14 protein-coding genes are annotated in these 12,845 nt (G+C 40.5%); 2 read left to right on the forward strand and 12 right to left on the reverse strand.

Annotated elements, in window-relative coordinates:
- Positions 1-16: 16 nt before the first annotated feature.
- The 12 genes from ACE1B6_RS19305 to ACE1B6_RS19360 form a co-directional block, all read right to left on the reverse strand.
- A complete protein-coding gene (locus ACE1B6_RS19305) occupies positions 17-511 on the reverse strand; it encodes a hydrogenase maturation protease (RefSeq protein WP_413258883.1) in 495 nt (164 codons plus the stop codon).
- 30 nt (positions 512-541) lie between these two features.
- Entirely contained in the window at positions 542-1,702 is a 1,161-nt protein-coding gene (locus ACE1B6_RS19310; RefSeq protein WP_459563062.1) for a SpoIIE family protein phosphatase, read from the reverse strand.
- Positions 1,695-2,213, reverse strand: a complete 519-nt coding sequence (locus ACE1B6_RS19315; protein WP_413258885.1) for a PAS domain-containing protein — start codon at positions 2,211-2,213, stop codon at positions 1,695-1,697. Before ACE1B6_RS19315 ends, ACE1B6_RS19310 begins: the two co-directional genes overlap by 8 nt.
- Before the next feature lie 15 nt (positions 2,214-2,228).
- Positions 2,229-2,483 (reverse strand): (2Fe-2S) ferredoxin domain-containing protein, encoded by a 255-nt coding sequence (locus ACE1B6_RS19320; RefSeq protein WP_413258886.1) that lies wholly within the window; start codon positions 2,481-2,483, stop codon positions 2,229-2,231.
- Positions 2,484-2,597: 114 nt separating this feature from the next.
- Positions 2,598-3,095 carry a DsrE family protein gene (locus tag ACE1B6_RS19325; RefSeq protein ID WP_413258887.1) on the reverse strand — a complete coding sequence of 166 codons (498 nt, stop codon included), beginning with the start codon at positions 3,093-3,095 and terminating at the stop codon, positions 2,598-2,600.
- Positions 3,096-3,151: 56 nt separating this feature from the next.
- Positions 3,152-4,579: a Ni/Fe hydrogenase subunit alpha gene (locus ACE1B6_RS19330; protein WP_413258888.1), complete on the reverse strand. Its 1,428-nt coding sequence runs from the start codon at positions 4,577-4,579 to the stop codon at positions 3,152-3,154.
- Positions 4,580-4,609: 30 nt separating this feature from the next.
- Entirely contained in the window at positions 4,610-5,188 is a 579-nt protein-coding gene (locus tag ACE1B6_RS19335) for a thermonuclease family protein (protein ID WP_413258889.1), read from the reverse strand.
- Positions 5,189-5,276: 88 nt separating this feature from the next.
- Positions 5,277-5,825, reverse strand: a complete 549-nt coding sequence (locus ACE1B6_RS19340; RefSeq protein WP_413258890.1) for an NADH-quinone oxidoreductase subunit B family protein — start codon at positions 5,823-5,825, stop codon at positions 5,277-5,279.
- Positions 5,813-6,529 carry a bidirectional hydrogenase complex protein HoxU gene (gene hoxU / locus ACE1B6_RS19345; RefSeq protein ID WP_413258891.1) on the reverse strand — a complete coding sequence of 239 codons (717 nt, stop codon included), beginning with the start codon at positions 6,527-6,529 and terminating at the stop codon, positions 5,813-5,815. The genes ACE1B6_RS19340 and hoxU overlap by 13 nt, the downstream gene beginning before the upstream one ends.
- 61 nt (positions 6,530-6,590) lie before the next feature.
- A complete protein-coding gene (locus ACE1B6_RS19350) occupies positions 6,591-8,210 on the reverse strand; it encodes a NuoF family protein (protein ID WP_413258892.1) in 1,620 nt (539 codons plus the stop codon).
- Positions 8,211-8,278: 68 nt separating this feature from the next.
- Entirely contained in the window at positions 8,279-8,803 is a 525-nt protein-coding gene (hoxE, locus tag ACE1B6_RS19355) for a bidirectional hydrogenase complex protein HoxE (RefSeq protein WP_413258893.1), read from the reverse strand.
- A gap of 698 nt (positions 8,804-9,501) precedes the next feature.
- Complete coding sequence (locus ACE1B6_RS19360; RefSeq protein ID WP_413258894.1) at positions 9,502-10,119, reverse strand: L,D-transpeptidase; 618 nt, start codon at positions 10,117-10,119, stop codon at positions 9,502-9,504.
- A gap of 700 nt (positions 10,120-10,819) precedes the next feature.
- Between ACE1B6_RS19360 and ACE1B6_RS19365 the strand changes: the two genes are divergently transcribed.
- Positions 10,820-11,302 (forward strand): hypothetical protein, encoded by a 483-nt coding sequence (locus ACE1B6_RS19365; RefSeq protein WP_413258895.1) that lies wholly within the window; start codon positions 10,820-10,822, stop codon positions 11,300-11,302.
- A gap of 157 nt (positions 11,303-11,459) precedes the next feature.
- Positions 11,460-12,833, forward strand: a complete 1,374-nt coding sequence (locus ACE1B6_RS19370; RefSeq protein WP_413258896.1) for a MurT ligase domain-containing protein — start codon at positions 11,460-11,462, stop codon at positions 12,831-12,833.
- The last annotated feature ends 12 nt before the right edge of the window (positions 12,834-12,845 follow it).

A 12,845-nucleotide genomic window follows, 5' to 3' on the forward strand; every position in this document is an offset into this window, starting at 1 on the left:
GGAAGATTTGTAGAAGTTAACTTTCGTGATGGTGAGTTTGTTGACGGAGGATAAAATCGATTTCTTCTAAAGCTTCAGAAACTCCTTGTTCGGCAACTGAAGAAAGGGTTTCTCCCATTTCAAAATTAACTGCTGGGACGTTGATACACCAAGCATGAGGATGATGGTTGTAAAGATTTTGGGAAAGGGCGAGAAGCGATCGAGGATCGATATGATGGGTCATAGTTTTCCCCATTTCTTCTGGTTCTACTGTTAATACTTGCACTTCCTTAACATCAGGTAATTTACAAGCATCGACAAAAATTACACCATAAACATCTTTAATTGTCTCAGCAATTTCTGGAGTTAATTGATGTAAAGCTAAAGATTTTACATTTGGCACACCCCAAGTTTCTACTTCCTTAGCAACGCGAGGACCAATACCATCATCACCGCGTAAATCATTGCCGTAACCAATGACAATGAAAGACCTGTTTAAAGTTTGTAATGTTGCAGAAAGATTACAATTCATAGCTGATGCCAAAAATTACTACTGGGTATTTTAACAGTACTCTAAGGTAACTTCCTTTTGTTTTGCTTGCAACAATTTTACTAATTCTTCTACCAAGTTACGGCGAATCGAAATATTTTTGGGTAACAGGGGATTTTGATAAAAATCGTTAATTTTCTGCCCCACTAAAAACAAAATAGAATCAGCATCTAAGATTTCTCTAGCTAACATTACTGCGCCATTGCTATCTATTGGCAATCTGGAAGAGTCACAGTTGCTATTTCTTAAGAGTTCGATCGCCTTAGAAATAGTTAATATTCCTTCAGTCACTAAATCTATCTCTTTCAATTTACCAATTGGCGGCAGATCCTTTCGCATTGTCGCAATATCCATTTCAATAGTTTCACCGAGAAATTTAGCCACAATATTACCAGTCGTCCCGCCACAAATTACCTTTCGCCCATCAAAATTTAATAATCTATCCACATAAATTTTATCTTTACTTGTTTCCAAAGGTGGGCCAGTAAACACCATCAAAGGATTTCTTTTGCGAAAGTATAACCCAACAAAGGTAGCATCATCCCCCATTTTACCTCGGTAAAGAGAATGAGTTTCGCTAATTACATGATGAACAATATTTCGGGCTGTATTTGCTTGCCTAACAAACAAATCTTCAATATATTTAGAAATACTTTCCCAACCCCAACCAAAATTTAGAGTTTCTCCCAATCCAGCGTAAAGTACCCCATCACTAACAGCGCCCAAAAAATCACCTCTTTCCAAATCACCCTCACAAAAGGTAATTTTCTTATCTAAAATTTGTTCTTTTTTAGATTCTAATTGAACTAACTTTCCTTGCTTTAAATAGAAAATAGCAGGATTGTCGAAATTAATTACTTTAAACCTGTTAGTTTCGTGGTCGATTTGAATTACTGTAAAAGTAGCGTAAGCAATTTTTCTCACCTGACAGATAGGTAAAGTACCGATTACAGTTTTAATCACCTCCTCAAGTGGCAAATCGGCATTCAACATCGTGATCAAGATTTCTGCTGTGAGAGTCGCGAGAATATTTGCTTTTACGCCACTTCCTAAACCGTCAGATAAAACAATTGTCGTCTTAGTTCCAGTCCTGCGAAATTTAACTTTATCGCCGCAAAGTTCCTCCCCCTTTTTATTCAAACTGAGCTCGCAAATATCCAGAAAATTATCCATCTTCCGAAATCTCCCGTTCTAGCATTTTGACAATTTTAAATAGACTAACCTTGGTTTCTGCCGTAGTTTCTCCTAGTAATCCGGCGATTTGTTGGACTACTTTCATTTGATTATCTACCACTTCATTTACTTTAGCTAATGTCTCACTTTTTAGCTTCATCATTTCTTTTTCTCGATGGATTTCATGGGTAATATCCACCATGATACAGGCGATCAAATCTTCATCTGGAATCGGAAAAATCACCTCTTTTACATACATATCAAGTTCCGAGTATTCTACTTCTGGAACTCGAATTACCTGTTTTTTTTCCCAGGCTTTTTTAAAATTTTTCACATCATTGAGAACTACTGTTGCTGGTTGACCAATGATTTCCTCTCGGTCTACTTGAAACATTCGACCAAATGCGGGATTAACCAGCGTAATTTGCATTGATTGATCGATCACAATTAAGCCGTTTGGGTCATATTCCCAGAGAAGTTCCCAAAGAGACTTTTCACTTCTTTTCAACACATTATCTCCTCCCATTTAAGCTATATTTGGCAAAATTTCTTCAAGGAATTTTTGCTCAATGTTATCTGGACTAATCTTGATAAATACCTTTTCTCGGAATTTCATGACAATGCCATCACTACAAGTTTCCAAGCAGAAAGAACCTTTTAACTCTACCTTGTCTTCCAAATGATATTCGGTAATCATACTTTGGAGTTTGGGTAAGACTTCATAAACTCCTAATTGATGACAAGCCGAACCCATACATAAATATAAATTCTCTTTTTCCATTGGTCATTTTTTATGCTTCATTAGTTATTGATTTAGTGGAGAGTGGAAAATTTCCACCCCCCCCACCTAAGTTAAGTCAAATGTCCGATCTATAGCTAATTCAGGTGTCGCTATTCAATAATCAAGTGTGATGATGCGTCCCTGAGTAAAGTTAAAGAAATTGGCTTTATTTGCTATATTTGCACCAGACATCAAATCAGTAGGCGTTTTTCCAGCTGCTTTTAAACAAGTTGGACAAACCTGCAATTTTACTCCTTTATCTGCCAATTTTTTCAGGAGTGTTTTTGAGGAAGGAAAATCACGGAATGTGATGTCTTGAGAATTGTTTACCACTGCTTCGACACCTTTAATATCGAAGTAGATTAAAACGTCTTTATCTTCAGACATCTTATCAGCCATAGTCAGCGCCATCAACAATCGCTGAGGATTATCTGTGCCATGACTGACATGAATAAAAACACCATCTTTGACAGTAGTTGCTTGTGAAATTGTCTCAGTTTGCTGATTTTGAAACACCTTAGCACCTTTAACTTGATAGGTGGCAACGCCTAAAATCAAAGTGGTAATGCCGAGAACTACAAAGCTTTTATGCCAAGGATTTTGTGTGTTCATTTTCCTCTCCTTTTCCTAAACTAATTGGAAAAGTTTGACATCGCCTTAATTTATATTTATTGACGATAAACTTCGTTAACAACAGTGCCATTTGCGGCAATTAATTCGATATGCAATGGCATTTGTCCAACTGCGTGAGTGGAACAACTTAAGCAGGGATCAAAGGCGCGAATTCCGGCTTCGACACGGTTTAACATTCCTTCGGGAATTTCGTTGCCGTGAATGTAATGTTTAGCAATTTGGGCGACGGTTTTGTTCATTGCTAAATTATTTTGTCCGGTAGCAATGATTAGGTTAACTTTTTGAATTAAGCCGTTTTCATCTACCTGATAATGATGGAATAATGTGCCTCTTGGTGCTTCGCTAACACCAACTGCTTCTAAATTATTAACACCTGCATCGGCGCGAACTCGACTGGAAACTACGTCGGGATCTTCTACAAGTTGTTCAATTTTGTCGATCGCAGCCATAATTTCCACTAATCTGGCATAGTGATAGAAGAAGGAAGAATTTGCTGCTTTTCCACCTGCGCGATCGCGAAATTCCTGCAATTCTTTATCTGCTGCTGGCGTACCAATATTATGACAAACATTCAGTCTTGCTAATGGTCCAACCCGATACATTCCATCAGGATAACCTAAAGGTTTGTAATAAGGAAATTTCAGGTAAGACCAAGTTTCCACTGCTTCACCAATGAAGTCTTGGTAATTATCTTCACTCAGTCCGTCAGCAACAATATTGCCTTCACTATCGACAAAACGTAAGTGTCCGTCGTAATGTTCCCACTCACCATTTTTGCCAACTAAACCCATATATAAAGATGGGAAATTCCCGAAAGCTTGAACCTCTGTAGTGAGATTATCTAGCATCCCTTTAAACAGATTTAAAGCCATTTCTATGGTGCTGCGAGATTCGGGTAAGCGATCGCGAATCCACGTTCTTCCTTCTTCGGAAAGAGGCGATCGCACACCACCAGGAACCGCCCAAGCAGCGTGAATTTTCCTCGCCCCCAAAATCTCAATAATTTGTTGTCCAAACTGACGCAAACGAATACCTTTTCTAGCTAATTCTGCATCAGCGGCAATTAAACCAAACACATTTCTAGTTGCGGGATCGCTATCCCATCCTAACAAGAAATCCGGGCTACTAAGATGGAAAAAACTCAAAGCATGAGACTGAGTAATTTGCGCTAAATTCATCATTCGACGCAATTTATCTGCTGCTGGGGGAATTTTTACAGATAAAATTTTGTCGCCAGTTTTTGCCGAAGCTAACAAGTGACTTACCGGACAAATCCCACAAATTCTCGCGGTAATTCCTGCCATTTCAGCCATTGGGCGACCTTCGCAGAACTTCTCAAAACCGCGAAATTCTACCACATGAAATCGGGCATCATCTACTTCGCCAGCATCATCTAAAAAAATCGAAATTTTAGCGTGACCTTCAATGCGTGTAACCGGATCGATAACTACTGTTTTGGACATAAAATCCTCTTGAATCGGTGATCAAATTGCTTAACTACGACAGGGGTGGTTTTCTCTACTTTGTGTCCAAGGTTGTTGGTTATTCCACACTCCTAAACCTGCTTTTCTTGCTGCTGCTTCTGCACTTAATAAATCATTGCGAGAACCAGAACAAATATTGAGATGTTTGCAATAAGCGACAGCTTTACCTTCTCTTACCATTTGAATATTTACAGAATTTCTGCCCTTTAATACTTCAGCAACTATGCGATTTCCTGCCGTTGTATTTGTATCTTTTACGATAATATTTGTTCCGCGAGGCAGTAATTGTCTAAGTCGGTCTTTTGCTTGTTCATAGAATGGATTTTGTCCCCTTTCTGGCGTATCAATGCAGGCAAGTCTAATTCTACATTGTTGAGAATTGTTGTTTATTGGTAATCTGCATTGCTCCATTTTTACATTTAGGGTATCACCATCTACAACACTAATAACTGTAGCCGACTGTGTACTTAGAGAAGCTAAGGAAGTGTTTCCCCAAAATTGGCTAATGATGCCACTGATAAGTAAAAGTAGCAGGAGAGTAATTAGCCCTTGCCAAAACAGGTGATTTTTGTAGTTTTTCCTACTCATAAAAACCTTATTTTTAACTTTTACTATCAGTGAACTTAGTCATGAGTCATTTGTTATCTTTAACTTCCGAACCAATGACCAATGATAATTAACCAAATTTGAGCATTTCTCGCCCTTCCATTACAGGTTTTTCTCCTTTCAAAAGTGGCTCTAATGCAGCTTGAATTCTTGATGCAGAAGGTGGACATCCGGGCAAGAACATATCAACTTGAATTACCTCATGTACCGGACGCACTTTATCAAGTAATTCCGGGACAATACCAGGGAATTTTGGCAATTGAGGAGTGGTATCTCCCAATTCCAAATAACAGCGTCTTAACACTGGATCGGTCCCTTTAATCATATTTCGCATCGCTGGAACATTAGCCGTAACAGCACAATCACCGAAAGAAACTAAAAATTTAGTTCTCTCTCTCACTTTGAGAATTAATTCCAAATTATCCTCATTAGCAATTCCACCTTCCACAAAACAAACATCCACATTTTCGGGATATTCTTTAATATCAGAACCCACAGGACTGTAAACCACATCGACTTTTTCGGCTAAATCAATTAACCATTCATCTAAGTCGAGAAAAGACATGTGGCAACCCGAACAACCAGCCAACCAAACTGTAGCGAATCTTATCTTGTCCATTGTTTTTGCTCCCGTGCGGTAACGATGAAATCTAACTTGCTGCGATCGCGATCCATTTCTGCCACAGTTGCGCCCTTACGGAAGATCGCCCCAGTCGGACAAGCTTCCACACATTTACCGCAACTAGTGCAAGCATCCACCGTGCCCCAAGGTTGATTTAAACCAGTAATCACCTTAGCAGCAGCGCCACGAAAACCCACATCCCAAACGTGAGCACCTTCAATTTCATCGCAAACTCTCACGCATCTAGTACATAACACACAGCGGTTATGATCGATGCCAAACTTATTATGAGAAACATCCACATCGCGTTCCGGGAAACGATAAGGAAAACGGGAATGATCCATCCCCATTTCTATTGCCAAATTTTGCAATTCACAATTCCCATTCGCCACACAAACCGCACAAACATGATTACCTTCAGCAAACAACATTTCGATAATCATTCGGCGATATTCCTTCAGCTTCGGAGTGTCTGTTTGCACATCCATTCCTTCAGCAACTTCGGTTACACAAGCAGGTAAAAGGCGATTAGTTCCTGTCATTTCCACCAAACATAACCGACAAGCACCGATATCAGTAATTCCATCCAAATGGCACAAAGTCGGAATTCTGATCCCTGCTTCCTTCGCTGCTTGTAATAACGTTGCGCCCTCTTCGATCGCTATTTCCTTACCATCAATTTTTAACGTCTTAACAGGCATAAAACCTCCATTCTCTTCTCTGCGTCCTCTGCGTCTTTAGCGGTTCAAATTATTCAAATTCCTAACCATGAACAGCAACCTTGCCATTAAGAACTCCCGGCTTTAACAAAGCCAAATATTCATCACGGAAATAACGCAAAGTGCTCAAAACTGGATTAGGTGCCGACTGACCTAAACCGCACAAACTAGTAAACTTAACCATCTCGCAAAGTTCTTCCAACTTCACCAAATCGATCTCCGTCGCTTCCCCGTGCAAAATCTTATTTAAAGCTTGATACATCTGCACCGTACCAGCACGGCAAGGAATACATTTTCCACAAGTTTCGCCCCGACAAAATTCCATATAAAATCGGGCAACTTCCACCATACTTGTATCTTGATCCATCACCACCATCCCGCCAGAACCCATCATCGATCCGACTTTAGCCAGTGATTCATAATCAACAGAAGTATCCAACAAAGAAGCCGGAATACAACCACCAGAAGGGCCACCTGTTTGTACAGCTTTCACTTTGCCACCTGGAATTCCGCCGCCCATTTCTTCGACAATTTCGCGCAAAGTAATGCCCATTGGCACTTCAATTAAACCGTTATTTTGCACTTTTCCAGTCAGAGCAAAAATCTTGGTGCCTTTGCTTTTTTCCGTGCCAATACCAGCGTACCATTCTGCACCTTCGCGGATAATTACAGCAATATTTGCGAAGGTTTCCACGTTATTAATTAAGGTGGGATTACCCCAAATTCCCGATTGTGCTGGGTAAGGGGGACGAGGACGAGGATTACCTCTACCGCCTTCAATGGAAGCAATTAAAGCTGTTTCTTCCCCGCAAACAAATGCACCTGCACCGATGCGAATGTTCACTTTAAAATCAAAATTTGATTCAAAGATTTGACTGCCTAAAACTCCGTATCTCTTCGCTTGTTTGATGGCAGTTTCTAATCTTTCAATGGCTAAAGGATACTCGGCGCGAACGTAAATGTAACCTTCATTTGCTCCGATCGCATAAGCGGCGATCGCCATTCCTTCCAAAACTCGATGGGGATCGCTTTCTAAGACCGATCGATCCATAAATGCGCCGGGATCGCCTTCATCACCATTGCAAACTACAAACTTTTGACCGGGAGGCATTTTCGCCACAGTTGCCCATTTCAAACCTGTGGGATAACCTGCGCCACCTCGACCCCGCAAACCGCTGTTAGAAATTTCCTCTATTACTTGTTGAGGTGTAAAATCATGAATTACTTTGTAGAGTGATTGATAGCCACCAGCAGCAATATATTCTTCGATTTTTTCGGGATCAATTTTGCCGCTAGTTTCCCGAACAATTCTTACTTGACGGGCAAAAAATGGATGATTTAAATCTCCTTCCGCCGCAGTAGCTACACCACCATTTAAAGCACTAATAATACTCCCAGCATCGTTAGGTGTAACTTGTTCATAAAGTTTTTCTTGGGAGTCAATTTCTACTAATGGGCCATTGCCACAAAAACCCATGCAACCAACGCCGACAACTTGCACGCGATCGCTCATTCCCTGCTCTTTAACTGCCGCTTCCAAATTCTTTTTCACTCCCATAGAATTGGCAGCCCGACAACCTGTAGAAGTGCAGCAATGAACGCGAATTTCTTTCTGGCTAGCACGTTCTTTTTCCGCAATTTCATGCAATTCTGTGATGTCCATAGTCGTTAAATCACTAATTCGTCAATACTATTTGGTAATTGGTAACTTTCCCTGGGATTAATTAGCAATTACCCCTGATTAACTCCCCAGCCTTTGATTTTTTCTAGGGCTTCTTCTGGCGTAACTTTACCCGCTACTGTGCCATCAAAAACTACTGCTGGTGCAATACCGCAAGCACCAATACAACGTGCTGACATTAGCGACATTTGTCCATCTGGAGTAGTTTCCCCTTGATGAATTCCAGTTTTTTGTTCCAGTGCTTCTAAGACTTGTCCACTACCTTTTACATAACAAGCAGTACCTAAGCAAACTACACAACTATGAGCACCACTCGGTTTTAAAGAAAACAGATGATAAAATGTGGCGACACCATAGACACGGCTTAAAGGTAACTTCAATCCTCTGGCAATATAGACTAATACATCTTCTTCTAAATAACCAAATGATTCTTGTGCTTTATGTAGTACTTCTATTAAGGCATCTTGACGATATTGATTACGTTTCATCGTAATATCCAATGCCTTGAAACGCTTATCTCCACTGGGATGTTCTTTCGTGGCTTTTTGTGGGTTCTTTGTTGTTGTAGACTGCATAGTTTATTTCCTTACGGTTTCGCGCTAGTGCAAGAAAGCACAGGTCAGAAGACAGCAGGCAGAAGAAAGAAGGAAACAAGTATTTTATCTAAAGCTGTTTCACTTGTTTTCAACTGTATGCTTATTTCTACCATGCTGCACTAGTATCTTTTGATGCCCAAAGCTTTTTTTAAGCTCTTAACACTTCAACAAGTCAAGTTTGTTTAGCTTAATCTTTTCTTTCCTTTTTGTTAATCAATTCTTGAAGAAAAGACGGGCTTTTAGCTATCTAACTGGTCTTTTATCATTGTGAACTTGAGACTGTATGCTGGCTGTCGCTCCTGTTCTTAATTACATAACTATCTTTATTGCTTCTGACTTTAGTTTTGCATAATTACTTTCATTTGTGCCTATTTAAACAGCATTATTTAATATTTGTAAATTTTCTATCGGTAAATTTCCCAATGATTTTCGATAAAATAATATATATTGAGTTAAGTTGCGATTTAATAAATGACGACTGAGATTAGCAATATTTCTAAATAAACAACATTTATGTAGTTAAAAGGTAGAAAGCAAAGAGTTAGATAAACAAACCCCGCACTTTAATAGTACAGGGAAAGGAGATGAACAATTTTTTATTACCGGACAAGAGCTATAAATTAGCAAGATTTTGGTTTAAATTTCGGCAATTTATCCGTAGATACACTAATGTTTTACTACTCTACTACTACTGTTGTGCCTACTTTCACCAATTCAAATAACGCTACGACATCGCGATTTCGCATTCTGACGCAACCGTGGGAAACGGCTTGACCCATGACTCGTTCATTAGGAGTACCATGAAAACCAATGGTGTTTTTACCATCAGTCCAAAAACCAATCCATCTAACACCTAAAGGATTAGTTGGCCCAGGAGGAAAAATTTTTCCATTCCAAGGATGTTGCCAAGCAGGATCTTTGACCATTTGTATGACTTTGAATTTACCCTTGGGAGTTTCCCAGCCAGGTTTGCCGATCGCAATTTGAAAACTAGTCTTTACCTTATTCCCCCGGTAAACATAAACCCGACGTTCTTTTAACTTAATCTTCAACCAAGTATCTTCAACTGGACTAACAGGCGGTGGTTGCACAGTCCCGGGACTTTGAGTTGGTAATGGAGTAATGGGTACTATGTGACCTAGAGGCATTGGCTGACTTTTAGTAAGTTCTACCTGCTTATTCCTAGAGATAGAGGCTGTAGCCTGCTGTTGAGTCCAGAATGTTAAAAATGCTGCACTAAAGCAGATTAGCAGGAAGCTCTTAGTTAATGCTTCTCCTCTCACCATTCCTTTCATTTGTGATTCCTAGCAAACGATATAACGAGACTTCAGACATATACCAGCTTGTCGGTTAGATCTTATAGTATTTTAATTTCCTATTCATGCTTTTTTAGTCAAAGATCCGCTATGTTAAATCAAGCTCTCTTGACTTCCGGTATACCTGTTCGCGTGGCGTACCGGAAGTATTAAGGTTAGTAACCAGATGAATTGCTCTTGACAAATAAACCGACCATCTGGAAACATTCTGGAGTAATTCATGTTAGGATTCAATTGGTCAAAGAATAGAGTCTGAGCGCGAAAAACCAGGTGCAAAGGACAAGTTCAAAGCCAAAGACGCGAGCAGTACGGTAGGGCATACCGGATTTTAAGCCTGTGAAGAGTGAGTAAGACTCGTTAATTTTGACATTAAAAAGCATCGCTCGATGAATCAGGAATCCCACGCTAATTGCTTGCGATGTAGCAGTGGGAGTGTCAAGAAGTGCTATTTGCTGTAGATGGGCTTTCTGCGGTTCTAAATAGCGCAAAAAAAGCCAGGTATTATTACCTGTCTATCCGCGACCAGTGTCTATATAATAAAGTTCCCAAAAAAGCAACTACCTCTGGCAACTGGTGAATTTTTAGTAGATATGCTCCGGGTAGCTACCAAGAACCAAGCAAAAGAGTTCTGTCTGTAGCAAATTCGTCTCCAAGTGAGGTTGAAATGGATGTGAGGAAAGTGAACGCATTGGTAAGTAGGGGGGCATTGCTATTGCTGACCCTGCTGGCAGTGCATCCAGCGATCGCTGCTGAACCACCAAGTACGAAACAACGAAGTTTTTGTGAATCCCAACAAGGGAAAACCGACAGTCGTCTGAAATTAGAAACAGGCGAAAAGCTGATTGGCAGAATCGTCAGTATTGTCGGCGATATAGCCACAATTAAAGCGGAAGACGGTCAATTTGAAGATGTCAGGCTGGATTTGGTGGATGCCGCCGTCCTGCCATTGCGACCGGGAACGCTGGTGGAAGCTACAAGATTAGATTGCGGTTTCGAGGTGAGATTGTATAGACCACCGATTGCGGTAACACCGCCGCCGCCGCCGCCACCGCCGCCGCCGCCACCGCCGCCGCCACCGCCGCCGCCGCCACCACCACCGCCGCCGCCACCACCGCCGCCGCCACCACCACCGCCACCGCCACCAATTCGCGGTCTCTGGTAATTAGGAGTGGATTTGGTGTACTAAATTCAAGAATTGCTTAAGAAGTGATACCGTCAATTAAAAAGGCGGTGTCACTTCTGATTTTTGCGGGACAATCATTTGTAGCAAATTGCAAAAGAAACGATATAATCCCAACTGAGTTTGTAGGTTTGTAGTAATGACTTCAGTCGTTGGCAAGGATGGGGTAGTGAAAAGTAAATTAGTGGATAGACTGCGACTGAGTGTGGCAGTTTCAGCTGCAAATACAATTACTTATATAATTCGATCGCTAAAACTAGGCGCAGCAAGTGTTTTACCTGGTGAAATTGCAAGTAAGATTCAACCGAAGATTTTATCTTTGTTAAGTCGCCAAGTGAAGTATGGCGTAATTATGATTGCGGGGACGAATGGGAAAACTACAACTTCGCGGTTGCTGCGAAAAATGTTAGAAAATCAAGGTTGGCGAGTTGTACATAATGAAGCTGGCGCGAATTTAGAAAATGGTTTAGCGACGGCGTTAATTGAAAGAACTAATTTGTTCGGTAAGTTAAAGGCAGATTACGCGATTTTAGAAGTTGATGAAAATGTAATTCCCAAGGTTTTACCGAAGATTCAACCGAAGTTTATTTTATGTTTGAATTTGTTTCGAGATCAGTTGGATAGATACGGTGAAGTTGATACAATTAGTCAGCGTTGGTCGAAAGCGATCGCACCTCTCCCCGCAGATACAGTAATTATTGCGAACGCTGACGATCCAACTTTATCTCATTTAGGGCAAAAGTTACAGCAAAAAGTTCTATTTTTTGGCTTAAGCGAACCGCAATATTATTTAGATGAAATTCCGCACGCTGTAGACTCAATTTACTGTCCAAGTTGCGGTGAGTCTTTAAATTATCAAGGGGTTTATCTTTCCCATTTGGGTGATTTTGATTGTCGGAATTGTGGATTTAAAAAGAGCCAAGTTAACATTGATAGTCGCAAATGGCCGCAAATTCTCATCGGTCTTTACAATAAATATAATACTCTAGCGGCTATTTTATTAGCACAACAAATCGGCGTTGCAGAAAGCGTAATTTTAGAGACAATTAAAACCTTTGAAGCGGCTTTTGGACGGGCGGAAGAATTAGAAATTTCGGGTAAGAAAGTGCGGATTTTGTTAGCGAAAAATCCGGTGGGAATGAATGAAACAATTCGCACGGTGAATGAAATTAAAAAAGCTGGGGGTGCAGCTACTACTTTGATGGTTTTAAATGACAGAATTCCCGACGGTACTGATGTTTCTTGGATTTGGGATGTAGACACGGAAAAGTTGGTAGCTTCGGGGGGAAATATTGTGGTTAGTGGCGATCGAGTTTATGATATGGCGTTACGGATTAAGTATAGCCAAACTAACGGGAACAATGGCTGTAAATTGATCGTCAAGGAGGATTTGTCGGAAGCGATCGCAACTGCATTAGAACACACGCCAATAGGGGAAACTTTACACATTTTACCAACCTATTCGGCAATGTTAGAAGTCCGCGGATTGCTCACAGGTAAACAAATCCTTTAACTTTTCCAGAGT

Origin of the sequence: Floridaenema fluviatile BLCC-F154, from assembly GCF_041929135.1 — a bacterium.
Taxonomy (GTDB): Bacteria; Cyanobacteriota; Cyanobacteriia; order Cyanobacteriales; family Aerosakkonemataceae; genus Floridanema; species Floridanema fluviatile.